Source organism: Deinococcus arcticus (assembly GCF_003028415.1).
GTDB lineage: Bacteria > Deinococcota > Deinococci > Deinococcales > Deinococcaceae > Deinococcus > Deinococcus arcticus.
Genome location: NZ_PYSV01000021.1, coordinates 17,102 through 40,507, shown reverse-complemented (window position 1 = coordinate 40,507; position 23,406 = coordinate 17,102). Strand labels below are relative to the sequence as shown.

General features: G+C 64.7%; 25 protein-coding genes. 7 read left to right on the top strand and 18 right to left on the bottom strand.

What is annotated here, in order from left to right; translation table 11 throughout:
* Positions 1–2: 2 nt before the first annotated feature.
* From C8263_RS16535 to C8263_RS16530, 3 genes are read right to left on the bottom strand one after another with little or no spacing between them, the layout of a single operon-like run.
* Positions 3–554 carry a DUF6428 family protein gene (locus C8263_RS16535; RefSeq protein WP_107139235.1) on the bottom strand — a complete coding sequence of 184 codons (552 nt, stop codon included), beginning with the start codon at positions 552–554 and terminating at the stop codon, positions 3–5.
* Positions 555–599: 45 nt separating this feature from the next.
* Positions 600–755: a hypothetical protein gene (locus C8263_RS19380; RefSeq protein WP_158263839.1), complete on the bottom strand. Its 156-nt coding sequence runs from the start codon at positions 753–755 to the stop codon at positions 600–602.
* A gap of 5 nt (positions 756–760) precedes the next feature.
* Positions 761–1,087 carry an ArsR/SmtB family transcription factor gene (locus C8263_RS16530; protein ID WP_107139234.1) on the bottom strand — a complete coding sequence of 109 codons (327 nt, stop codon included), beginning with the start codon at positions 1,085–1,087 and terminating at the stop codon, positions 761–763.
* A gap of 121 nt (positions 1,088–1,208) precedes the next feature.
* On the opposite strand from C8263_RS16530, the gene C8263_RS16525 reads away from it, so the two are divergent.
* Positions 1,209–2,381, top strand: coding sequence for a restriction endonuclease (locus C8263_RS16525; protein ID WP_107139233.1), 1,173 nt, complete (start codon positions 1,209–1,211; stop codon positions 2,379–2,381).
* Here C8263_RS16525 and trxB read toward each other — a convergent pair whose 3' ends face one another.
* From trxB to C8263_RS16495, 6 genes are read right to left on the bottom strand one after another with little or no spacing between them, the layout of a single operon-like run.
* Positions 2,382–3,341, bottom strand: coding sequence for a thioredoxin-disulfide reductase (trxB, locus tag C8263_RS16520; protein ID WP_107139232.1), 960 nt, complete (start codon positions 3,339–3,341; stop codon positions 2,382–2,384).
* The gene (locus C8263_RS16515; protein WP_107139231.1) at positions 3,338–4,057 is read right to left on the bottom strand and encodes a metallophosphoesterase family protein; all 720 of its coding nucleotides are present in this window, start codon (positions 4,055–4,057) and stop codon (positions 3,338–3,340) included. Before C8263_RS16515 ends, trxB begins: the two co-directional genes overlap by 4 nt.
* Positions 4,054–4,485 (bottom strand): arsenate reductase ArsC, encoded by a 432-nt coding sequence (locus C8263_RS16510; RefSeq protein WP_107139230.1) that lies wholly within the window; start codon positions 4,483–4,485, stop codon positions 4,054–4,056. Before C8263_RS16510 ends, C8263_RS16515 begins: the two co-directional genes overlap by 4 nt.
* Positions 4,482–5,168: an MIP/aquaporin family protein gene (locus tag C8263_RS16505; RefSeq protein WP_107139229.1), complete on the bottom strand. Its 687-nt coding sequence runs from the start codon at positions 5,166–5,168 to the stop codon at positions 4,482–4,484. Before C8263_RS16505 ends, C8263_RS16510 begins: the two co-directional genes overlap by 4 nt.
* A gap of 1 nt (position 5,169) precedes the next feature.
* Positions 5,170–5,631, bottom strand: a complete 462-nt coding sequence (locus C8263_RS16500; RefSeq protein WP_107139228.1) for an arsenate reductase ArsC — start codon at positions 5,629–5,631, stop codon at positions 5,170–5,172.
* A gap of 9 nt (positions 5,632–5,640) precedes the next feature.
* Complete coding sequence (locus C8263_RS16495; RefSeq protein ID WP_107139227.1) at positions 5,641–5,961, bottom strand: ArsR/SmtB family transcription factor; 321 nt, start codon at positions 5,959–5,961, stop codon at positions 5,641–5,643.
* 63 nt (positions 5,962–6,024) lie between these two features.
* On the opposite strand from C8263_RS16495, the gene C8263_RS16490 reads away from it, so the two are divergent.
* Complete coding sequence (locus C8263_RS16490) at positions 6,025–7,659, top strand: IS1182 family transposase (protein ID WP_107139250.1); 1,635 nt, start codon at positions 6,025–6,027, stop codon at positions 7,657–7,659.
* Positions 7,660–7,785: 126 nt separating this feature from the next.
* Here the strand turns inward: C8263_RS16490 and C8263_RS16485 are convergent, their stop codons facing one another.
* Positions 7,786–8,451, bottom strand: coding sequence for a metal-dependent transcriptional regulator (locus tag C8263_RS16485; RefSeq protein ID WP_107139226.1), 666 nt, complete (start codon positions 8,449–8,451; stop codon positions 7,786–7,788).
* A gap of 100 nt (positions 8,452–8,551) precedes the next feature.
* Here C8263_RS16485 and C8263_RS16480 point away from each other — a divergent pair, with 100 nt between their 5' ends.
* From C8263_RS16480 to C8263_RS16470, 3 genes are all read left to right on the top strand, one after another.
* Complete coding sequence (locus C8263_RS16480) at positions 8,552–9,697, top strand: multicopper oxidase domain-containing protein (protein ID WP_107139225.1); 1,146 nt, start codon at positions 8,552–8,554, stop codon at positions 9,695–9,697.
* Positions 9,694–10,878, top strand: a complete 1,185-nt coding sequence (locus C8263_RS16475) for a ZIP family metal transporter (protein ID WP_199188435.1) — start codon at positions 9,694–9,696, stop codon at positions 10,876–10,878. The genes C8263_RS16480 and C8263_RS16475 overlap by 4 nt, the downstream gene beginning before the upstream one ends.
* Positions 10,879–10,945: 67 nt before the next feature.
* Positions 10,946–11,551 carry a methyltransferase family protein gene (locus C8263_RS16470; protein WP_107139224.1) on the top strand — a complete coding sequence of 202 codons (606 nt, stop codon included), beginning with the start codon at positions 10,946–10,948 and terminating at the stop codon, positions 11,549–11,551.
* Positions 11,552–11,624: 73 nt separating this feature from the next.
* On the opposite strand, the gene C8263_RS16465 is transcribed toward C8263_RS16470, so the two are convergent.
* From C8263_RS16465 to C8263_RS16455, 3 genes are all read right to left on the bottom strand, one after another.
* The gene (locus tag C8263_RS16465; protein ID WP_158263838.1) at positions 11,625–12,047 is read right to left on the bottom strand and encodes a hypothetical protein; all 423 of its coding nucleotides are present in this window, start codon (positions 12,045–12,047) and stop codon (positions 11,625–11,627) included.
* A 481-nt stretch (positions 12,048–12,528) separates the two neighbouring features.
* Positions 12,529–13,038, bottom strand: a complete 510-nt coding sequence (locus tag C8263_RS16460) for an RES family NAD+ phosphorylase (RefSeq protein ID WP_107139222.1) — start codon at positions 13,036–13,038, stop codon at positions 12,529–12,531.
* Positions 13,035–13,481 (bottom strand): Xre family toxin-antitoxin system antitoxin, encoded by a 447-nt coding sequence (locus C8263_RS16455; protein WP_058979633.1) that lies wholly within the window; start codon positions 13,479–13,481, stop codon positions 13,035–13,037. Before C8263_RS16455 ends, C8263_RS16460 begins: the two co-directional genes overlap by 4 nt.
* Before the next feature lie 631 nt (positions 13,482–14,112).
* Between C8263_RS16455 and C8263_RS16450 the strand changes: the two genes are divergently transcribed.
* A complete protein-coding gene (locus tag C8263_RS16450; protein ID WP_107139221.1) occupies positions 14,113–14,826 on the top strand; it encodes a hypothetical protein in 714 nt (237 codons plus the stop codon).
* 2 nt (positions 14,827–14,828) lie between these two features.
* Here the strand turns inward: C8263_RS16450 and C8263_RS16445 are convergent, their stop codons facing one another.
* On the bottom strand, positions 14,829–17,165 hold the full coding sequence (locus tag C8263_RS16445; protein WP_107139220.1) for a heavy metal translocating P-type ATPase: 2,337 nt from the start codon (positions 17,163–17,165) through the stop codon (positions 14,829–14,831).
* 1,040 nt (positions 17,166–18,205) lie between these two features.
* On the opposite strand from C8263_RS16445, the gene C8263_RS16440 reads away from it, so the two are divergent.
* On the top strand, positions 18,206–19,666 hold the full coding sequence (locus C8263_RS16440; RefSeq protein ID WP_158263837.1) for a peptidoglycan D,D-transpeptidase FtsI family protein: 1,461 nt from the start codon (positions 18,206–18,208) through the stop codon (positions 19,664–19,666).
* A 12-nt stretch (positions 19,667–19,678) separates the two neighbouring features.
* Here C8263_RS16440 and C8263_RS16435 read toward each other — a convergent pair whose 3' ends face one another.
* From C8263_RS16435 to C8263_RS16420, 4 genes are all read right to left on the bottom strand, one after another.
* Positions 19,679–20,353, bottom strand: a complete 675-nt coding sequence (locus tag C8263_RS16435) for a response regulator transcription factor (protein ID WP_107139218.1) — start codon at positions 20,351–20,353, stop codon at positions 19,679–19,681.
* Positions 20,354–20,971: 618 nt separating this feature from the next.
* On the bottom strand, positions 20,972–21,466 hold the full coding sequence (locus C8263_RS16430) for a thioredoxin-like domain-containing protein (protein ID WP_058979644.1): 495 nt from the start codon (positions 21,464–21,466) through the stop codon (positions 20,972–20,974).
* A gap of 91 nt (positions 21,467–21,557) precedes the next feature.
* Entirely contained in the window at positions 21,558–22,127 is a 570-nt protein-coding gene (locus C8263_RS16425) for a TlpA disulfide reductase family protein (RefSeq protein ID WP_058979813.1), read from the bottom strand.
* Between the two features lie 197 nt (positions 22,128–22,324).
* Complete coding sequence (locus C8263_RS16420) at positions 22,325–23,371, bottom strand: C39 family peptidase (RefSeq protein ID WP_058979646.1); 1,047 nt, start codon at positions 23,369–23,371, stop codon at positions 22,325–22,327.
* Between the last annotated feature and the right edge of the window lie 35 nt (positions 23,372–23,406).

The following is a 23,406-nucleotide window of genomic DNA, read 5'->3' as shown; positions in this document are numbered from 1 at the left end:
CATCAGCCCAGCGAAATGGGGGCCTGAGGGGCGCAGCAGCCAGAGTCCGGTGCGCAGCCATCGGACGTCGCCTCGGCCGGTGTGCCGCAGCTGTCGCCCGCCTTGCACTGCACGCCAGGGGTCCGCAGGTGCACCGTGATCTGTTCAGACGCGATATCAACGTGCGTCACGTGGTACTGCATCGCGGGGGTCGTGGCATTCCCGTACTCGAAGCGCACCTCGGCTTCATCACGCACGGGAATGTGCTTGACCACGCGGTCGTAGATCGCCAGGAACTTCCGGTTGGTCATGAACCCAGCCTTCGCTTCCTCCGCAGAGCCATCCATCAGCTGAATGACCGTCTCGCGCCAGGAGGAGGCTTTCCCGCCGCAGTCCATCGCTTCGATGGTCACGGCTTTGACTTCCGTGACGTGGTATCCAGCGGGCACCAGGACTTCGCCGTGGAGATGGAATTGCAGCGGCCGCTGGGGCAAGGTTCTCAGGGCTGTCATCAGCTCCTGAGTCGTGGTGAGGTCGCTCAGGCCGGGAATCGGGGCAGTCAGGGTCTGGGTCATCGCAGGGCTCCTTATAGACGTTCTTCGATGAGTAAAGGTAAAAAATTAGCAGGTGGCGCAGGAGGGAGCCGCAGGGGCAGTGACGTTCAATGGCCAGGGCCACTTGAAGGTGAACGGCCGGGCCAGGTGAGCGCAGCGCTGCTGCCGGGCGACCCAGAGCAGGTGCTGATGATGCTCACGGGCGAGGATCTCCAGGGTCATGGGATTCATACGGCCTCCTTTTGCTGCTGCGGCACGGCTGCCAGCAATCCATCCAGAGCGGTGCGGGCGATCAGCATGCCTTTGGCGCTGAGCGTGTAGTACGTCCATTTCCCGCGTTTCTCGGTTTCGACCAGACCAGCCTCAACCAGCAACTTCATGTGATGGCTGGTGGTGGGCTGGGTCAGGCCGAGCATCTGCTGGACGTCGCAGGTACACACGCCCTGCCCGGTGGAGCAGCAGCCGGCATCCACGGTGGCGAGGAAGTGAAGGGCCCTGAGGCGGTGTACGTCCCCCAACGCCTTGAATACCACCGCTGTTCCATCGAAGTCCATGGATGTAATGTACAGAACGCATAGAGGATTGTCAATGGGAGCAAGCATGATTGAGCTGCTCTCGCCCTTGCTTGCCCGACATTGGAGGCGAATAGCAACGGTTCGTGTGCTCGAATGACCCATGGCCCGCGCCACTCGAACGCTCAACCCTCTGCACTTTGAAGACCTGGAGCCGCACCGTTTTGAAGATCTGGTGCGCCAACTCGCTTATGATTTCCGGTCATGGGCCAGTATTGAGGCAACTGGCCGGGGCGGCGCAGATGACGGCATCGACATTCGGGCGTTCGAGCAGGGCCGCACGCCCCTGCCTGAGGAATCCGATGACGATGACCCGCCCCTTGTGAGTCCTGGGCGCCAGTGGATCATTCAGTGCAAGCGCGAGAAGCGCATTGGCCCCACGCAGGTCCGGCGCTACGTGGAGGAGAGCGTGCAGGGCCCGGATATGCCCTACGGCTTCATCCTCGCGGCCGCCTGTGACTTCAGCAAGAAAGCCTATGACGCCTTCCGCCTGGCCCTGATCGGGACAGGCGTGCAGGAGTTCCAGCTGTGGGGCAAGGCCGAGCTGGAAGACATGCTCTTCCAGCCCAAGAATGACCATCTGCTGTTCGCGTATTTTGGGATCAGCTTGCAAACACGCAAACGCACCAAGCAGAGTGAGTTGAAGTCCATGCTGGCACTGCGAAAACGGGTGGGTCGCGTGATCGGAGGGCCAACCAAACGCGTCAGAACAGAGGTGCTCCTGCGGATCGCTGATGATGATCGTTACCCTGACATTGCCGCTGTTCCAGACTTTGACGTCAATCCCCCTTGGGCCATTCATCAGGTGCAGTGTCTGAACATGCGTGACAACCTGGTCCTTGAACTGCGGCGTCACTTCGCCTATCTCGATTCAGAATCAGGTGAGTGGGACGCTCTTGATCACTCCTGGCCGACAAGGTCACATCGCACCCTGTATGGTCAGGACCGAACCTTCGACCCAACCTACGCCGCCTACCATGCCGCTTGGCAGCAGCGAGTTCCACAAGAGAATCAGGCGGAACTCGTGATCCTGACCATTCTTCCACTCAGTCGGGTGCTGGGCGTCGATGAAGAGGGAGATCTTGGGCACCCTCTGCCCATCTTGTATGTGGACGCCACGTCATCAGGGACGTTGCTTGATCCTTTGGAGGAGCGGCTGTATCTGGAACAGCGTCCGCTCCTCGGCCGGAATACTGAACACGAAGCCCTGCCTGAACAACGCATCCCCTTCTTCAAGGACTTCAAACTTGAAGAAGGGGAAACGCCAGACGCCTGATCAGTCTGCGGCAGTTTCGGCTTCGACTTCCAGGGCGGCCAGGGCGCGCTCGGCGCTCATGGCGGCGCGTGTGCCCGCCCCGACGCTGGTGCCCAGTTGGCGGTAGATGTAATCACTCACGTCGCCGGCCGCAAACAGCATGGGCACGCTGGTGTAGATCTCGTCGGTCACGTCCACGTAGCCGTCGGGGCGCAGCTTCACGGTGTCCTTCACGAAGTCGGTGTTCGGCACATGACCGATGAAGATAAACACGCCGTCGGTGGCCATCTCGCTGACCTCGCCGGTCTTGAGGTTTTTCAGGCGCACGCCGGTTACGCTCTCCTCGCCTTCGATTTCCTCGACCGCCGTGTCCCAGATGAACTTCATCTTGGGATTGGAAAACGCCCGGGCCTGGGCCACCTTGTTGGCGCGCAGGGTATCGCGGCGGTGAATCAGGGTCACCTCGTCAGCAAACTTGGTCAGGAACAGGCCCTCTTCCACGGCGGCGTCGCCGCCGCCCACCACGACCACCTTCTTGCCCCGGTAAAAGAAACCGTCGCAGGTGGCGCAGGTGCTGACGCCCTTGCCCCAGAAGTGCTCCTCGCCGGGCACGTTCAGGCGCTTGGGGTTGGCCCCGGTGGCCAGAATCACGGCCTTGGCGCGGTAGGTGCCGCCGTACCCCGTCACCGTGAAGGGATACTCGTGGTCGTGCTCGTCGCGCACGATGGCCTGCACCTCGTCCATTTCGATCACGCCGCCGAATTTCTCGGCCTGCTGCTGCATGCGGCCCGCCAGTTCCATGCCGCTGATGGGCTCGGGGAAACCGGGGTAGTTCTCGACTTCTTCTGTCTGAGCAATCTGGCCGCCGGGCAGGCCCTTTTCCAGAATCAGGGTCTTCAGGCTGGCGCGGCCGGTGTAAATCGCAGCGGTCAGGCCGGCGGGGCCGCCGCCGACGATCACCACGTCGTAGTGCTGGGTCATTTTGAGTCCTTTCCAGTCCGGAGCTGCGTGGCTTCTTTTGTGCCGTGATAGGCGTGTTGGTCGGCCCATTGAGCCGCCGCCTCAATGTTGTAGGGCACACGCCGGAAGGTGACGTTCCATGCGCCCCCTTCACCCTCCAGCAGCACCCAGCGGGCGAGGGGCGAGCCGTCTTTCTGCCGGGAGACCGCACCCGCGTTCACCACGGTCAAGGCACCTATCTGGCGAAGGTGTTCCAGGTGGGAGTGGCCCACGATGACGACACGGGCGTTCCCGGGGTTGCTCAGCCGTTCCTGCACCAAGTCGTCATGTGCCCAGGCGTTGCCATCGCGCAGCAGGTAGGTCCAGGCGGAGTCTGGGGTCCCGTGGGCGGCCAGGACTTGACCGTCGGCCAAGGAGACGGAGGTGGGCAGGCCAGCCACGTACGCTCCAGCACCCTCGGGGAGCTGCTCATGGAGCCAGGCCAGCATCTCGCGCTTTTCGGTGGTCTCGGTGAGCGGCTGCCCCAGGCGCTCATCGGTATTCCCCCGCACTTCCAGGACGCCGTACTCGGCTTTGAGCTGTTGTTGAAGCTGCCACGCCCCAGCGGGGTCGGCACCACCAAAGAGCTGGTCCCCCAGATTGACCCAGGCGTCCGGTTGGTGGGCCTTGATGTCTTCAACGACCGCCTCCAGAGCGAAACGGTTGCCATGTACGTCTCCATAGACCGCAATCTTCATGCGCGCTCCGCGACCCAGGCCTGCACGCGGGCGTCAATCTCATCCCGCACGCGGCGGAACACCTGCAGGCGCTCGTCTTCAGTACCTGTGGCCGCAGCTGGATCATCGAACGACCACGACAATCGGTAGGTCGCATTCGGGAAGCTGGGGCAATTTGCTTCTGCACGGTCACAGACGGTGATCACGTAGGTGAAGTGCTCCGCGATCAAGGGCCGCACACCCTTGGCCTGGAGGTGCTCCGTTGGGAAGCCCTGCTCTTTGAGGACCTGCACCGTGAGGGGATTCACCTCACCTGGTTCCAGGCCAGCAGAGGTGACCTGAAACCTGTCCCCCCCGTGGTGTTCAAGCAGCACCTGGGCCATCTGGGACCGGGCGGTGTTGCCGGTGCAGAGGAAGAGCACACGGATGGGGCGGGGAGCGTCGGTCATGCAGTTTCTCCTTCAGGAACAAATTCCTGGGCCCTGCGGGGCTGGGTTTCGACTGGTTCAGTGGGGGCCAGGAGGTGGTTGGCCGCGACCGCAAGCGCCGCACCAAGCAAAGGGGCAACCCAGTACAGCCAGTGGGCCGTCCAGATGCCGCTGGCCAAGGCCGGACCAAAGGAGCGGGCCGGGTTCATGCTTGCGCCCGTGATGGGGCCGCCCATGGCGGCTTCCAGGGCCACCACACCGCCCACAACCCAAGGCAATCCCGACCGCAGGGCGACCAGGAGGAGGAAGAAGGTCAGGATCAGTTCCAGAACGAACGCCTGCATAACGCTGCCAGCCGGCACGGTGACGCCCAGATTGCCCTTCATGCCGAACAGAGCGAGCAGGACAAAGGCCGCCAGAGTCGCCCCGATCAACTGAGCGGCCACGTAGGGCACCACACGCGCCTTCGGGAACTTTCCAGCCAGCGTCAGCGCAAACGTAGCGGCTGGGTTGATGTGTGCGCCGCTGATGGGGGCGAGGGCGGCAATGACGGCCGTCACCGTGAGACCGAAGACCACCGCGACCCCGAGGTGCCCGAGAGCCCCCGTCTGTGCCTGAACAACTGCCGCACCAGGCCCGAAGAACACCAGGGCAAAGGTGCCTATGCCTTCAGCGGTGACGGCGCGAGACAGGGGCACCGTCATCTCAGGCCACCGTGACGGCAGGACTGTCTTCGTAGGTGGGGGGCGCGTCCTCGCCATCTTTCAGCGCCTGCACGAAGGCATCGAACTGGACTTTAAGCTGGTCGCGTACGGTGCGCCAGCGGTCCAGGCTGCCGCCACTGGGGTCCGTGAACGGGTAGTGACGCCGGTTGGTTTTGCCGGGGTACACCGGGCACGCTTCAGCGGCACTGTCACAAACGGTGACGACGTAGTCGAAGTTCTGTGCGTCAGGCACATCCCAGAGGGTCTTGCTGATATGGGTCGACAGGTCAATGCCCAGTTCGGCCATCACGGTTTTAGCGTCATCTTTGACCCGCGTGGCTTCGGTTCCGGCGGAATGCACCTCCAGGTCCACGCCCAGGCGCTGGGCCGCGTTACGGGTGAGGGCTTCGGCCATTTGGGAGCGGGCGGAATTGTGGGTGCAGAGAATCAGGACACGGGGCACCCGGCCACGTTAACACACCGATTTCGGTTGATGTGTCAAGCCGACGTGATCTGGGAAGAGATCCACGAGCAGGTGACCACCAATGCGGAACAGGGGTTCGCGGCGCAGCGTGTAGTACGTATTCTTTCCGCGCTGTTCTGCCGTCACGAGGCCCGCTTCTTTGAGGATGCCCAGGTGGTAAGAGACTTTGGATTGAGGTAAGCCTAGCAGGGCTTCGAGGTCGCAAACACAGTGTTCGCCCTGAGCCAGATGACGCACCAGGTCGTATCGGGTGTCTTGTGCAAGCGCCTTAAGCTGGTCAAGCACCGGAGGCGCAGTCAGAGTGGTCACCCATCTATTCTATTCAGTGATGTGCCGTTGGGTGTGAGTCTGACAGATGGTGGGGCACACTCAATCATGCTGCGTCCAACCAATTCCCTCTCCCTTCCCGAAGACACGGCACGCATCGCCCACATGGCCTTTCCTCAGGGCAACCTGTATCTCAGCCTTCGAGACGAGTTTGGCGAACTCTTCGATGATGGTGCCTTCCAGGACTTGTTTTCGAGACGGGGTCGGCCCGCGTTGCCGCCGTGGCGCCTGGCCCTCATCACTGTGGTGCAATTTCTGGAAGGTGTGACCGACCGGCAGGCTGCCGATCAGGTGCGGGCTCGCATCGACCTGAAGTATCTCCTGGGCCTGCCCCTAGACGATCCTGGCTTTCACTTCAGCGTGCTGAGCGAGTTTCGGTCCAGGCTCATTGCCGGAAGCGCTGAAGGGCAGTTGCTGGATGGTCTCCTGAGCAAGTTTCGAGACCGGGGTCTGATCAAGAGGCGTGGCCGGCAACGGACAGACTCAACCCATGTCCTGGCCCGCGTCCGGTCCCTGACTCGCCTGGAATCGGTGGGGGAAACGTTGAGGGCTGCGCTAAACGCGATTGCGACCATCCAACCAACGTGGTTGGCCTGGTGCCCACCGGAGTGGTTTTCAAGGTACGGCGAACGGCTGGAGAGTGCACGGCTGCCGAAAGGCCAGGAAGAGGGCCACGCGTATGCCTGTCAAATTGGCCAGGATGGCTTTGCACTCCTGACTCAGATCGACGGCACAGCCCACGTGCAGCTCGGCGACTTGCCAGCCGTGCAGACCTTACGGCGGATGTGGGCCCTGCAGTTCACGCAGGTGGACGGAGACGTGCGGTGGCAGGACGGGATGGTGACCAATGCGCGTGAGCGGTTCAACTCACCCTATGACCCGGAAGCGGGGTACGGGGCGAGAGGGGGCCTCAAGTGGTCGGGCTATAAGGTGCATTTCACCGAAAGCTGCGAGGAGGACACGCCTCATGTCATGACTGCTGTGCGCACCACGGAAGCCGCCCTCACGGACTATCAGGTGATCGACGACATCCATCAGTCATTGGCAGAACGCCAGCTGCTCCCAGAGGAACATTTGCTGGATGGCGGCTACATCAGTGGCGATCTGGTGGTTCGGGCGAAAGAGCACCATGGGGTCCGGGTGATTGGGCCAGCACGGCAGAACGCCAGCTGGCAGGCACGGTCAGGAGGCTACGATGTGACGGCGTTTCAGATTGACTGGGCCAAGGAGCGAACCGTGTGTCCACAGGGACACACCTCGTACTATTGGAAAAACCTGCGGGAAAAGCGCGGGTATGACCTGATTGAAGTGCGATTTCGAGAACGGGACTGTCAGAAGTGTCCGGTCAAAGCGCGCTGCACCAGAGTGAAATCGGCTGGGCGGAAACTGTCGTTACGGGGGCAGGCGCAGCATGAGGCGATTCAGGAAGGCCGGGCATTGGAGACCAGCGTCCAGTGGGGCAAGGTCTATACACGCCGTGCCGGCATTGAGGGGACACACTCATTGGGCGTGCGGACCATGGGTTTGCGCCGGTCAAGGTATCGGGGACAAGCGAAAACCCATGTGCAACATGTGGCGACTGCGGCGGCAATCAACCTCATGCGTGTCGCAGCCTGGCTTGAGCATGTCCCCCGGCGAGGCACTCGCATATCACGCTTTGCTGCTCTGAAACCCCAATAAACCGACAGAATCAACTGGTTCGCTGTGAGGCCCTCCCCGCCTGAAAGGCCAGTCACGCGTCGCGGGCACCGGACGGTTTCCTGGCCGTCCGGTGCTTCGTGGTGCGGGCACGCTGCTTCTCAGCCGTTATGTCAGGGTGACACCAATGCGGCGGGCCACGGTTTCAGCCAGGACCACGGGCTGGCCTGCGCCCTCTGCCTGAACGGTCAGGGTGCCCAGGCCTGGACAGCGTGCCCGCACCGTGACCCTGACGCCTGGCCTCAGGGCGTGGACTTGAAGGGCCTGCGCCGCCTGAGGCTGATGGGGAAGCTGAATGATGCGGGCCAGGGTGGCCAGGGGCACGTCCGTGAGGCGAAGTCCAGACCCGGTCGCTGGGTGGCCGTCACTGCCCGGGATGGCGTCACCGTGCGGATCAATGACGGGATGGCCCAGCCACGCGGTCACCCGCGCTTCAAGCCCCTCACTCATCACGTGCTCCAGGCGCTCGGCCTCCTCATGCACGTCGCTCATGGGGTAGCCCAGGGCTTCATGCAGGTACAGTTCCAGCAGGGTGTGGCGCCGCAACACGTTCAGGGCGGCGCGCACGCCTGCGGGCGTGAGGTGCGCGCCGCGGTAGGGCACGTGCCGGACCAGGCCCCGCTCGGTGAGGCGGCGCAGCATGGCGGTCACGCTGGCCGGGTTGACGCCGTGCGCGTCGGCCAGGGCCTGGGTGGAGACGCGCCCGCCCTGCCCGAGCAGGTACATCTGTTTGAGATAGTCCTCCACGGACGGGGAGAAGGTGTGCCCGGGCATGCGAAAAGTATGGCACGCCTTGACAATATTTTAGGCAAGACTAATACTCAATTATGTTGAACATAAAATTCAGATTGGTCGGTCATCCAGCGGTGACGCGGTGAGCTGGTGGCGGTCCCTGCTGTCCCGGCGTGACGTGCTGCGCGTGGGGGCAGGCGGCGCTGCGGCGCTGGCAGGCAGCGCGGCACTGGGGCAGGGTGGGACCCACCCTGCCGGGCACACGGGAACAGCCCCAGTCAGCCCAGTACCCTCCACCACGGCCCACGCTGGGCACGGCAACAACCTGATGGTGGGCGCCGTGAACCACAAGCGCAACGGCTTTGACCCCATGGCGATGCTCACCGACTGGGACTGGGGCAAGGTCAGCACCCTCCCGAACGGCCAGACCCTGCGCGAGTACACCATGATCGCGCAGGACAAGGAGATTGAGATTGCCCCCGGCATCTTCTTCCCCGCCTGGACCTACAACGGCCGCGTGCCGGGGCCGACCCTGCGCTGCACGGAAGGCGACCGGCTGCGCATCACGTTCATCAACGCGACCATTCACGCGCACACCATCCACTTTCACGGCGTGCATTCGGCCGAAATGGACGGGGTGCCGGGCGCCGGGCCCGGTGAAATCCAGCCGGGCGGGCGCTTCGTGTACGAATTCGACGCTGAGCCCTTCGGCTGTCACCTGTACCACTGCCACGCCACCAGTCTAAAGCGGCACATTCACAAGGGCATGTACGGCGCGTTCATCGTGGACCCCAAGGAGGGGCGGCCACCCGCGCGCGAGTTCGTGATGGTGCAAAACGCCTTCGACACCAACTTTGACGGGGCCAATGAGATCTACGCGGTGAACACGGTGGGCTTCGAGTTCGCGCGCCGGCCCATTCCCGTGCAGAAGGGGGAACTCATTCGCATCTACCTGATCAACATCCTGGAGTTTGATCTGATCAATTCGTTCCACCTGCACGCGAACTTTTTCAACTATTACGACACCGGCACCACCCTGGAACCTACCAGCCGCATCGTGGACACCATCATGCAGGCGCAGGGCCAGCGCGGGATCCTGGAATTCAAGTACAAATTCACGGGCAATTTCATGTTCCACCCGCACATCAGCGAGTTCACCGAACTCGGCTGGATGGGCTCGTTTCAGGTGGTGGAGCCAGATGCCTATCCCGCCGCGTTGAAAGCGGCGGGCGTGGATGCCGGGTGGGACCAGCGCAGTCGGCAAGGCGCTGCCGGGGGCCGCTCGTGAGTGCGCCGGCCGTGGGGGGCGGCCGCTGGGCCAGTCTCTGGGGCCTGGCCCTGGTGCCGCTGTTGCTGCTGGGCGCGGTGCTTGCGTATCTGGTGGCGACCGGCGGCGGGCTCAAGACGCTTCAGGGGCCGCCCGTCGAGCAGGTCAAGGTGGGCCGCGTGACCCTCCCCGAGCGCGGCGTCATTCAGGTGCAGGTGATCAACGACGGCCCGCAGGCCGTCACGATTCCGCAGGTGATGGTGGATGACGCGTTCTGGTCGTTCACGGCCCGGCCCGCTGGGGCCATTCCCCGCCTGGGCACCGCAACGCTGACGATTCCTTATCCCTGGGTGGAGGGCGAGGCCCACAACGTGGCGCTGCTGACCTCACTGGGCACGGTGTTCGAAGCAGAGATTCCGGTCGCCACCCTGACCCCGCAGCCGGGCCGCGATCTGTTCGTGCGCTTCGGCCTGGTCGGGTTGTATGTGGGCGTGGTGCCGGTGCTGCTGGGCATGCTCTGGTTTCCCTGGATGCGCCGCCTGAGTGCCCCGGCCATGAACTTCATTCTGGCCCTGACGGTGGGCCTGCTCGTCTACCTCGCGGTGGGCACCTACCTGGACGCGCAGGCGTTCGCGGCCGCGCTGCCCGCCTTCTGGCAGGGCACCCCAGCCGTGCTGCTGATCGCCCTGTTGACCTTGGGGGTCCTGCTGGCCCTGGGGGGCAAGCGCAAGCCCGAGGACGCGCCGCTGGGCCTGTCCTACCGCATCGCCACGGGGATCGGGCTGCACAACCTTGGCGAGGGCCTGGCGATTGGGGCGGCGTTTGCGCTGGGCGAAGCGGCGCTGGGCACCTTCCTGATTCTGGGCTTCACCCTGCACAACATCACGGAGGGGGTGGGCATCGTGGCCCCCGTCGTGCGCCACAGGCCCAGGCTCACTCAGTTTGCCCTGCTGGCGCTGATCGCTGGTGGACCCGCCATCCTGGGCACCTGGCTGGGCGGCTTCGCCTTCAATCCGGTGCTGGCGACCGTGTTCCTGGCGGTGGGGGTGGGCGCCATCGTGCAGGTGGTCTGGGAAGTCAGCCGCCTGGTGGCGCGCAACACGGCGGCCTTGGGCGCGCCCCTGGTGGGCTGGTCCACCCTGGGCGGCTTTACCGTCGGCGTCGCCCTGATGTACTTCACCGCCTTCTTCGTCAAGTTTTAAAGGACCGGCCCAGGGAGACGCGCTCTGGGCCCCTTGCTTGGCTCTATATATGAATGTATGCTCAGATATGGAATCTCAAGTATTGTATCCAGCGCTGTTTGCCCTCACCCTGCTTTACCTGCTGCTCGCGTTCGTCTGGCGCTCAGTGCTGGTCTGGCGACGCACCGGGATCAATCCATACGTGTTGCCCCAGGATGACAGTCCGCAGGGGTATGTGGGCGCGGCCATGCGCCTGCTGATGGCCGCTGTCCTGCTGACCACGGGGGGACTCGCCGCCGTACCTCAAGCGGCAGAGCTGGTGGGGACGTTGCCCTGGTTGGTCAGCCCCGCGCTTCAGGGTGGGGGCTGGCTCCTGATGGCCGCTGCCCTGGGGCTGACCCTGGTGGCCCAGGCCCAGATGGGCGCGTCCTGGCGAATCGGACTGGATGCGCGGGCGCGGACCGCTTTGGTGCAAAGCGGCGTGTTTGCCCGCTCGCGCAATCCGATCTTCCTGGCCATGCGCCTGATGTTGCTGGGTCTGTTTTTGGCCGCGCCACAGGCGGTGACCCTGACGCTGCTGGTGGCGGGGGAGGTGCTGATGCAGGTTCAGGTCCGGCTCGAGGAGGCCTACCTGCACGGCGTGCATGGGGAGGCGTATGTCGCGTACCGCGCGCGGGTGCCGCGTTGGCTGTGAGCTGCCTCCGACGAGACCGTGGCGGCCCTCTGGTGAAGGCAGACAGCCGCCGCACACGCACGCCGCTGTGTCGTCAGCCCGCGTTGGCCAACGTCCCCATGAACGGGCGGGTGAACCCCCGATTCTCCGGCTCATTGCTACTGCAATGCCGGCTCATATTGAAACTGCTGGGCTGGTACTTGAACAGTTCAGGGTGCCCTTCAAAAGGCACCCGGACAGTGACGCGCACACCTGGGTAGCTGGCGCGTCCTGGCCAGAGCGCCAGCGAAAACGCCTCAGGCATCCGCTGCACATCGTCGGCAGAGAGCGTGACTGCTTTCGGCGCGTCTACACTTGGTTTTCCGAAACGTGGCGTGTCCAAGCGGTGTCTCGCCGCTAATTGCATGGCGATCTCGTTGAGGTCGCCGTACATCAGGTCTTGGTCTTTGACTTGATTGGCTTCTTTCAGGGCCGCTTGACGCCGCTCGTCAATGAACTGTCGAAGGGATGGCTGCAAGAAGAGGGTCCGGGGCGGCATCCCCTATGCTACAGAGACGAACGCCGCAGCCACACGGCAACCTGCGGTGCGGGAGAAACGGAAAGCGGCCGTCACCACGGGCGCCGGCGCTGATGCTGGACCAGAAGCCTATGGGTTCACGCTTACGGGCCGCATTTCACTTAACGGGTTCGGCGTGCGATGCCGCCGTAATCTGCTTCGGACTGATGGCCGCGTGAGTCTCGGTGCTGACCCGTGTCCGCGCGGAGCATGTCTGGAACCGGGGCGCCTGACGCCTCAGCCCAGCGGGCCATTGCTTCAATGTTGGAAGAAACGTGGCGGAACTTGACGAGTCAAACCTCCCCTTCGGGGTTCAACCCCCCCACCGGGGCTGGCCCTACTCCCTCGGCCGCCGGCGGGGCCCCCCCCTGGCGGGCCCCGCGCCTGCTGCCGATGGTGTCAGAGCGGCTGAGCGGTGACGGGAGCGCCCTGCACAGGACGGTTACAGCCGAGGGTCAAACGTGAGGGGCACAGCGCCCAGGAGGCGCACCATGGCCGCCGCCTGCGGGTGGCGCGCGTTGATCAGGTAATTGGCCTGGCCGGGCGCGAAAACCGAGAGAGGGAGCACTGCGGACGGAATCCGCAGGACTGGTGAGGCCTGAAGGTCATACCACTCGTCCCCGATCACCTGCGTGGCCGGGGTTTCCGGTTGGGCATTCCAGGTGGCGGGTAGATCGCCGGGCGCGAGGTCCAGAATGCCGGCTGGGTCCACCTCCAGGGTGACGTGCCCATGGGCCACGGTGTGCAGCACCTGACTGTCCACGTGCACGATGACTTCCAGGGTCGCCTGGGCGAGGGTATCACTGGCGTAGATGATGCGCCGGTCATGCTCCAGCGCGGGGTCGGGGCTGTTCCAGCGGCCGCCGTACTGCGCGGCGCCCAGGCCGTGCGCGTCGAGAGTTTGTAGGGTGGCGTACTTGAGTTTGCTGATGCGGTGGAGGGTCAGGCTCACGTGTAGACTCCGTGCTCAAGTCTGCTCAGCACGGTCGTCACGTACTCGGCACCTCCAGGCAGGAGGGCGAACTGAAGGGGGGTCCGGTGGCCAAACGTGGGTCGGGCGGTCTGCAGCCAGGCGTGGGCTGCCGGCGCGTTCTCGAAGTACGCTTCGGCCGCTTCGGTCACGCGCGCCAGTTGGTACAGGTGGGTGCTCACGTCTGGGCTCAGCGCGCGTCCATTGCGGCGGTAGCTGTGGTACGTGCTGTCACTGAGCCCGATCAGGGCGAGTGTTTCACCGATGGACAGGCCGATGTGCTGCGCGAGGCGCTGCAGGGTGGTGGGCTTGAAGCCCGCGTGAACCGCGTCGCCCAGGTCGAGCAGGGTGGTTGCCTTCAGGCCGAGCAGCGACGTGCCGGGCAGGGCAGGAACGGTCCGGGTGGGGGAAAACGTCTGCGTCATGTCTCACAGCCTTCTGGGCAGGTCCGGCGGGCGCTCACCCTTGGTGTGCGCACCGGTCTGCTGGGTCACGTCCATCCCTGATGGGCCGTGGCCTGCCGGGAAGCAGCCCACGTTGCGGTGCCTTGCACTGCCTCGTGGGGACCACGCCGCCTGGTCGGCGCGGTGGGCGGGCGATCTGCGCCCATGTCCCCTGGACATGAGCGCCTTGACCCCTGGTCAAGTGATCGGCGGCGCTGGCGGCTGGGTCCAGGGCCCAGGCCGGTAGGGAGGCACTCCCAACGGCTCTACTTTAGCAGTTTTAAACTCCAGAAATGAAGTGAAGCTCGCAGGTGACAGGACGAAGAGTCAGCACTCCAGCCCAGAAGCGTGGCCCAGGGAGGAACAGGGGTCAGTCTCTTTGCATAAGAGGCGAGCAGGTAGAGGTAGCCTTAAGCCCGTCGTGAACCAGGAACTGGCGTGTTCGTGGCAGCAATGTTCAGGCACGCCCTCTTCCTGTTTGCCCCACTCTTCAACGTCTTGGGAGACAGGCGAATCTGCTCCTGAGCACCCGTTCACGCAGCTGAGGACCGGGTCGGCGACCTTCATTAAAGCTTTACAAGAGCTTTACATGCCGCCGCTAAGGTCCTTTTTTGTGAGCCTCCCCCAACCGACGTCCCGCAGTGAGACTTCCGTCCGCCGTCAGCTGCTGCTGCCGTTTTTTGCGTACTTTCTCCTGCTGGCCTCCACGAGTTTCATCGCCGGCGGCATCGTGCACCTCGGCTTGGGGGAGAACACCGCGTACTACCTGGCGCTCGCGGTGCTGGGCGTCGTGTGTTTCACGGTGGGCAACTACCTGCAGGAATTCGTGCTGCGCAAGAACACCCGCCCCACGAACCTGGGCGCGTTCCTGCTGGTGTCGTTTGTCCTCTCCGTGGGCATGGGCATGATGACCGGCGGCGTGCAGCACTACCTGGATAACCCGGCTTATTCCTCCGTGCTGATTCCGGTGGGTCTGATCCTGGCGGTGCTGGCCTTCCTGAGCCGTGAAGGGGTGACGCTTGGCCCCAAGCTGCCGGCCCTGATGGGCGGCACGGTGGCGGTCGCCGCCCTTCTGTTTGGCGGCCTGTCCACCATCGGCCGGGCCATCACCGTGCCCGGCACGGCTGGACATGCCCACGGCTCCGCCACGTCTGAGCCCACGCCCGTGGCTGGGCACAGCGCGCCCGCTGAATCTGTCGTCTCTGCGGCCCAGGTCACGGAGACGGCTGTGCCTGCCGCCCAGACCCCCGAGGCGGCCCCCGCCCACGCCGAGCCTCACACGGACGCCCACCCGGAAGGCGGCGAGGACGGCCACGACGACCACTGAGGTCACCCAGAGGTGGCCTGCCCCAGTCGCCCCCGGTTAAGCAGGAGCGCGTTCCCCGTAACGATCAGGGTGCTGACGCTCATCAGCAGCGCCGCCCACTCCGGGCGCAGCAGCACCCCGTACGCCGGGTACAGCACGCCCGCCGCGAACGGAATGGCGAGCACGTTGTAGATCACGGCCCAGAACAGGTTCTGGCGGATCTTGCGCTGCACGCGCCGCGCCAGACGGAGGCTGGCCGCGACCGCTGCCGGGTCACTGTTCACCAGCACCACGTCCGCCGTCTCCACCGCCACGTCCGTGCCGGCCCCAATCGCGATGCCCACCTCGGCCTGCGCGAGGGCCGGCGCGTCATTCACCCCGTCCCCCACCATGGCCACCCGCTGCCCCTGGCCCTGCAGGGCCTGCACCTGCGTAGCCTTCTGCTCAGGCAGGACGTCCGCAATCACCGTGTCCAGGCCCAGCTGCCGCGCCACCGCCTGCGCGGTGCGCTCGGTGTCGCCGGTGAGCATGACGGTGCGCACACCGAGGGCCTGGAGTTCGGCCACCGCCGCGCGGGCCGATTCACGGACGCGGTCCGCCACCGCCACGAGTCCCAGGAACTGCCCATCTGCGGCCACGAACATGGCGGTTTTGCCGTCTGACGCCAGTTGCGCCGCCTGGTCTTCCGCGGCCGCGACACTCACCCCGGCCTGCGTCATCAGCGCCCGGTTGCCAATCCAGACCTGCCGCCCATCCACCGTCGCCTGCACCCCCCGCCCCGGCACGGCCTCGAAGGTCTCTGGTGCGGTCACCGTCAAGCCCCGGTCCCGGGCGCCGCGCACGATCGCGTCGGCCAGCGGATGCTGGGAGGGCTGATCGGCGGACGCGGCCAGGCGCAGCAGCTCATGCTCGGCGACCCCCGCTGCAGGCACCACATCCGTCAGGGCCGGCTTGCCTTCCGTCAAGGTGCCCGTCTTATCGAACACCACCGTGGTCACGCCCGCTGCCGCTTCCAGTGCTGAGGCGTTCTTGAACAGCACCCCCGCCTGTGCGCCCCGCCCCACCCCCACCGTGATGGCGGTCGGCGTGGCCAGCGCCAGGGCGTCCGGGCAGGCAATCACGATGGCGGACACGGCGGCTGTCAGGGCGAACACCAGGTTCTCCCCCAGCAGTGTCCACGCGAGGAAGGCCAGCAGGCCACTGCCCAGCGCCACGAACACCAGGTACTTCCCGGCCGTGTCCGCCAGACGCTGCGCGGGCGCTTTGCTCGCCTGCGCGTCCTGCACGAGCTGCACGATGCGCGCCAGGGCGGTGTCCACGCCCACGGCCGTGGCCCGGAACTGAAACGCCCCGTTCTGGTTCACGGTGCCCGCAGCGACCCTCGCCCCCGGCGTTTTCTCAACCGGCACCGGCTCCCCGGTCAGCATGCTCTCGTCCACGAAGGACGTGCCGCTCATCACCTCGCCGTCCACCGGTACGCGGTCACCCGGGCGTATAGCCACGAGGTCACCCGTCACCACCTGTTCGACCGGCAGTTCCATTTCAGCGCCGTTCCGGATCACCCGAGCGGTCGCAGGTGCCAGGCGCAGCAGGGCCTCCACCGCCCGGCCCGTGGCAAACCGGGAGCGCATCTCCAGCCAGTGGCCCAGCAGGGAGAAGGTGGTCAGCATCGCGGCCGCCTCGAAAAACACCTCCTGCGAGCCCAGCGCCAGGGTGGCCCACACCGAGTACGCGTACGACACCAGGATGCCCAGCGCGATCAGGGTCATCATGTTCGCTTCGCCCCGCCGCAGGGCGCGCCAAGCGGCGGAGATGAAGGGCCACCCGCCCCACCACACGACGGGCGTGGTGAGCAGCAGCCCGAAGACATTCATGCCCAGGCCGAAAGGCGGCATGGCCGTAAAACCGATGGCTTCTCCGATCGGGGAGTACAGCACCGCTGGAATGGTGAGCAGCAGTGACACCGTGAAGCGTCGCAGCATGTCGGTGACCATCGCTTCCCCATGCCCGGCATGTGCGTCCCCGTGTCCGGCATGGTCCGCGTGCCCGCCCGGCGCTGGGGCAGGTCCGGCGTGTGAGGTCTGCGGGTGGTGTGCGTGCCCTGACGCGGCGGCCGACGCGCGTTCACAGGTGCAGAGGTACCCAGCGGCCTCCAGCTGGGTCCGGAGGCGCGTTTCATCCGTCACCGCCGGGTCAATCTGCACGTGTGCCACACTGCGGGTGCGGTCCAGGTGGACCTGCGTCACGCCTGGCCGCTGACGAATCAAGGTGTCTGCGCCTTGCAGGTCGGTGCCGCTGTGGCAGGTGCGCAGCGCCACCTCCAGCCTGGCCGCGTCGGATGAATGATGCGCGTGGGTCATGGTGGCCTCCTGAGGAATGGTCAGTGGGGAAAATTGACGTGCTCGGCACACCAGTGTCGGGAGTCAGCGCTCAGAAGCCCAGTGCTGTGTAACGCGGCCTGCCCTGTTGCTGGTTCCACGTCCTTGCCGCTCCACGGTTGTACTGTGAAACGCCCGTGTTAAGTTCGAGTAAAGCGCAGGGCGTGCGGCTGGGGCCCGAAGTCGCCCCTCAGCTTCAGGAGCGCTCAGCCCCCCTGTCGGTCCACCCTTCGTTTGACCTTCAGTCCCGACACTGTGAAAGGTTTGTCCAGGGCTGCATGTCATCAACGCCGTTGAACCTCTGACCTTTCCAGCTGGAATCACACCAGCGCACCAAGGGAAACACCCAGGAGAAACGAAGGCGGGTGGGACAGAGAGACGGTAGCCAGCTTTGAGGCATGGAAGGTGGCCTTGATGTAAACGCAGCGCCGCACTCATGCTGCCTGTCCCCCGAGTCCATAACGAGACTCAAACAAGAGGTCCAGAAATGCCCGGTGGACATGAAGGTTGGCCTGTGCCCGGAGGAGTTGGTGCCCTCTGGTGGCTCTGCCTGACGAAACCACCGTGGGTGGCCATAGTCTTGCGCGCCTATTCGGTGCGCAGTGTCTCTTCAGACCGCGCCTAACAGCGACGGCAGCGGCAGCACAGCAGCCACGCGGCAGTACACGGCGCAGAAGGTCAGCGTCCAGGACTAACCCAACAACAGCGAAGGACACGGGCTTGAACCTTGTGCCTGCACCGGCAGACACCTTGGCGGCAGGTGCTGCAGCCGCCTGGTACAGCAGGTCCAGGTTGGACGCCAGGCGCTGAACGCAAAAAGAGCGGCAGCTCGGCCTGACTGACTGCGGAACGGTCACGCCGGGATGGCCAGGAGAACGTGGTCAGGGTCGGGCCTAGGATGGCCAGCGCTGATCAGGGGCGCCCGCGCGGAAGACGGTGGGAGAGGTTCTGCGGTCCCGCTGGCACTCCGGCGGTGCACCTTTACAGAAACGCAATACGTGACCTCTAGACTGATCGGGTTCATGAGGTTTCCCCACTTGTTTCAAGGTTCACATCAAGCCCGGCAGCGCCGCCGGGTTCGCCTGATGTGGACGGCTGCCTTCCTTGCGTTCACGTCACTCCTCCCAGCATTCTTCAAACTGTCCTGGGCCGGGGAACCGCGCGTAAATGCGGTGACGCCCACCCGCGGCGCCATTCGCTTGATGGACGGCACCCTGGTGGCCGTCCACACCGCCCAGGGCCGGCAGTATCCCCTGGGCCCGATGGCGGCGAACGTGGTTGGGTTTCTGGGCGCAGATGGAGGTCTGGAAGGACTGGAGCGAACGCTGAATGCTGAGCTTGCGCAGGGCAAGTCCCAGACCCTGACGCTGAACGGCACCATCCAGGCGGCGGCCGAGCAGGTGTTGGAAGAGGCGGTCAAGCGGGTGGAAGCAGCGTCAGGGTCTGTGGTGGTAATGGACCGCCACACCGGGCACCTCCTGGCGGTTGCCAACTGGCCCACCTTTGATCCTGGTGCCTGGGCAGGAACCGTTCCAGCGCAGTGGCGCAACCGGGCATTTGTGGACGAGTACGAGCCGGGCAGTGTGATCAAGGCACTGACGGTGGCCGCGCTCCTGGAAGAGAACCTGACGTCACCGGCGCAGGTGTATGAGACGCCGATGCGCCGGCCGTACGCCGGCACGGTCATCAATGACCTGGTCCCGCACCCCTCGGTCCTGCGGACGTGGGAGATCCTGCGGTACTCCAGCAATGTTGGGATGACGCGCTTAATCGAAAACGTGCCGCCCATGACCCTTCACCGCGCGTTTCAGGCCTTCGGACTGGGCCTGGCAGTTGAGCTTCCCGGCCCCACTGCAAACGGGAGCCTCGCCGCTCCAGACAGATGGACGCCCTTGACGCAAGCCACCATGTCGTTCGGGCAGGGCCTGAGCGTGACCAACCTCCAGATGGCCGCTGCGTTCAATGTGATTGCGAATGATGGCGTGTATATCGCCCCCCGACTTTCTCCCGACCAACCGCGGCGCACGCGCCGCGTGCTGCGCCCAGATGTCGCCCGCACCATGCAGCGGCTCCTTCACGCGGTCATTGATGAAGGCATTCAAAGCCGCGCAGAATTGCCGGGGTATCATGTGGGCGGAAAAACTGGTACAGCGCAGGTCGCTATCGGCGGCCGGTACAGCAGCGAAGTGTTTACCAGTACGTTCGCTGGCTTCTTTCCAGCCGAACAGCCGCGTTATACCGTGACGGTGATGGTGCGCGGCGCAAAACGTGAATATCAGGGCTCGCAGCTGGCCGCCCCGATTTTCCGTGACATCACCGCCTACATCCTCTCCATGAATGGCGCGCTGCCTGCACTGATCCCGCCGCCCACCACCCACGAGGCGGATGAGGTCGGAGCCCAGTCGGACCGTGCTGCAGAGCGCTCCGCGAGGGCTTCCAGAGAGGCAGCCGGGCCGGAGGCAGGCCCCGTACATGGACCATGACACGTGCTGCAGCTACTCGTCAGCGACTTCTTTAAAGCGGTACCCGACGCCGCGAACGGTTTCGATAAAGCGCGGTGTGTCCATGGTATCCCCTAGTTTACGGCGCAAGGCCGTCATGTGGACATCCACGACACGTTCCGTGCCCGGAAAGTCCAGACCCCAGATGCGTTCCAGCAGCCGTGTCCGGGTCCAGGCAAGTCCAGCGTGCTGCGCCATGGTGGCAAGCAGTTCAAACTCCAGTTTGGTGAGGTCGAGCCGTTCGCCCGACAGTCGCGCTTCCCGGCCGCGAACATCTATCAGGAGCTCACCCGCGCTCAGGATGTTCTGGATGCCTGCGCGGCGGAGCAGCACCCGGATACGGGCCGTCACTTCACGCGGACTGAAGGGCTTGACCACATAATCATCCATCCCACTGTCCAAACCGTGCAGTTTGTCAGCTTCTTCGCCGCGGCCGGTTAACATCAGGATCGGCAGGGTCAGCCCTGCGGCCCGGGCGGCGCGGGCCAGGTCCAAGCCCGAGCGGCCAGGCAACATCCAGTCCAGCACGGCCACGTCCACTTGTGTTAGCAGAGGCCACGCGCTCAACCCATCTTCCGCGTCCAGCACGGTATAACCCGCGGCGCCCAGATAGGCACGCAGCACCTCCAGGATGGCTGGGTCATCATCCACGATCAGCACCTGCGTCACGGCGAATGGCCCCGGTCAGCTGGGCACCGGCTGATGGGGGTTACCTTCCTGAGATGAGGCGTAGGTGCCCAGCGGCAGGACACATGACCGTGCGGCATACGCACCACTGTGCTGGGTTCCTGTTAAGTTCCTGTCAAGACGTGAGAGGACAAGCAGGGTCAGCAGGCCCACTGCCGCCGACTACTCCACGCACTGCAGAATTTGAGGCGAGCCTTGTCTGACCTTGCGCCTGAACACAGTGTGCTCCTGTTCAGCGACCGGGGCACGGGCGTGATCAAAGGGTGCGGCGCCGAAGCACGCTGGACCAGTCGCCGCCGGTCAGAAGACCCCGCGACAATTCGAAGTCCACACAGATGGGCCCTGGCGGACCGCACTGCCGCCGGCCGTCCCCTTGATGCCCGCCGCCACGACGTTCTGTCCACACCGCGCCTGGCGCCGTTGATGCCGCGTCGCCCAGGACAGCCTGTTGTGGTGTTCATGTGGTTCCGCCGGGCGCAATGTGGCGCGCGGTCTGGCCCTCCTACCCCTGAGCCCTGTGCGCACGGCGCTCTCACCCTCCCGACTTCGGGTTGCATCTGACCGTGGACCACGGCGGAGAAGAGAGGTTCAGTTGCCCGCTCAGACCGTATCGTCGGACGCGCCCGTGCAGGAAGCGCCAACCTCAGGGGCTTCACCGGCCTGCTCGTACTTCTGGATGAACTGCGCGATGCGTGCATCCCCGGCGTCCTGCACTTCAAGTTGTTTGTTCCAGGCTGTCACAATGATCGGCGCCGACTGAGACTCATGAGGAGAGAGGAGGGTGGAGGAACGCCCATCCACCAGCCCTTTGAGCTGCTGCACCTGACTGGCGCCCAAGTCCGGCTGATACGACACCCATACGGCGCCGTGCTCCAGGCTGTGGACGGCGTATTCATCGTAGATGGGTCGGTCGTACACCCCGCAATTCTGCCAGGTACTGTTGTGCGCCCCGCCCGCCGGTGAGCGCTGGGCATAGTCCAGTCGCCCAGCTTGGTGCAGCCCACCTTCATTCTTGAAGCTCTTCACGCCCTCAATTTCACCGCCGTTTTGGGCACAGGCAGCGAGCAGGACGGCGAGCGGCAGAAGACGTTTCATGGCACTCCTTTCACAGATTGACCTTGCGACGGTCGAATTGAGCGAACTGAGGTGGAGTCGGACACGAGCCTTTCCCTGAGGGCGTTCGATATCACAGCGTGGGCACCCCGATCTTTTGAAGGCCGATATTCAAGCGTTCCCGGCTCAGGCCGCCCCGGTCCACATGCTGAACCACGCCATCAGCGCTGATGAAGAAGGTCTCTGGTACGCCAGCCACCCCGTAGTTAATGCCCGTCCGCGTGCCAGGATCACGAAGGTTGGGGTAGGCCAAGCTGTACTCGCGGATAAAGTCGCGGGCGTTCTGCTCACTGGGCTCCAGATACAGCACGCCGAGGACCACAAGCCCCTCCTGACCCGTCTGACGCGTACTCAGTTCCCGGAAAAGGGGCGCTTCCTCACGGCAAGGCCCACACCAGGACGCCCAGAAATTGAGGATGACCGGCCGTCCCTGGAGTGAGACGAGGCTGATGGTAGAACCGTCGAGGGTCTGCAAGGTGAGCGGAGGCGCTGATTTCCCCACAAGAGGACCGCCATCAGTGGCGTTGCGCGCGGGACTCAGGAGGGTGGCCGCCAGAAGAGCAACCAGACCAGCAGCCAGGAGGGGGGGCAAGAGCTGGCGCCACAGGGGCGGACGTGGTGAAGCGGAGAAGAATGGTGTCATGTGTGGCTCCAGGACCACGACCATTTGGGCGTGGGCGTTTGATGCTCAGGGGGCCGGGAAAGTCCAGCAAGACAGTTGCGACGCATCTGCAGCCGGGGGTGAGGCCTTTCCGACGGTCAGACATGGCGAACACGGAGGGCCACGCCTCGATCTCTCCGCGCACGCGGTGACCTCAGCCGTCGTGCCCGACTGCTCCTTCAAGGGCGCGGCGCCATCACGTAGGCCATGCCGCCCGCATGGTTCAGCCACAGCCGTTCGAACACGGCCCGGGGGTACGTGCGTTTAACGGTCGCGTCGGACGGCGCGGCCGGGTCGTTCACGACCGGGTTCCCTCGGGCGTCAAAGCCAGCCAGGACCAGCAGATGCCCATTCGACCACGACAGGGGCGCGCCAGGGAGTTCGCCCGCTTGAAACCGAATGCTGACGGCCAACGGTATGCTGCGCTGCACGAACACCTCCGCGTCCCGCAAGCTTCCCAGGCGGGTGACATACGCCTGGAGGCCCTGTCCCCCGGCGTAAGCGGTATTAAACGACCAATTGCCATACCCGTCGTACGCCTGATCAAAGGTGGCTGCGGCGGCGACCGGCACCGGTACAGGCCGGTTCCAGAAGCCGAGCAGCATGCTGACGCTGGTGGGACTGCACCAGACCTCCCCACCACCCGGGTAGATCATCTGCGACCGGCGGGGAACGTCGAGCACGCGGTTCCAGGCATTGTGCTGGCCGGCTTTGCCCTGATCTCTCAGGCGCAGCGCGGTGTCAGACGTATTGACGGACAGCAGGTGAACTTGGAGACCCGCGCCCAGGGTCACGCGCGTCTGAAAGGCGGTGCTGCGGAAGCCCAGCGTCAGGGTGTCGGTGTTGACCGTGCCGTCAGCTGTGCGTGTGACGGGCGCGCTGCGCCGCGCGCCACTGGCCCGCCAGGTGCCGAATCCGAAGTACGGCGTCCAGCGGCCATCGGGCCTGCGCACCCGCACCTCGAGCTGCAGGGCGCTGCCCGCTGGGCCCGTCACGTTCCAGCTGGGAATCAGCTCATTGAATGGCGCGACTTCCATGACGGGGGTCTCCAGCCGGCCCCCTGCCGTGGCTGGCAGGACCTGCCAGGTGGACGGCACACTGGTCTCGGCCTGTGCCGCCTGAATCAGAGGGGAGGGAACGCCAAAACTGGTCTGCTGAGCGTAGGGTGCGGCGGCCCCCACAGACAACAGGCCTGTTCCGAACAAGGTCGTGCGTGCAAGCTTCACAGTCCTGACCTTAAGTGCGCCCTGTTTTGTTCGTG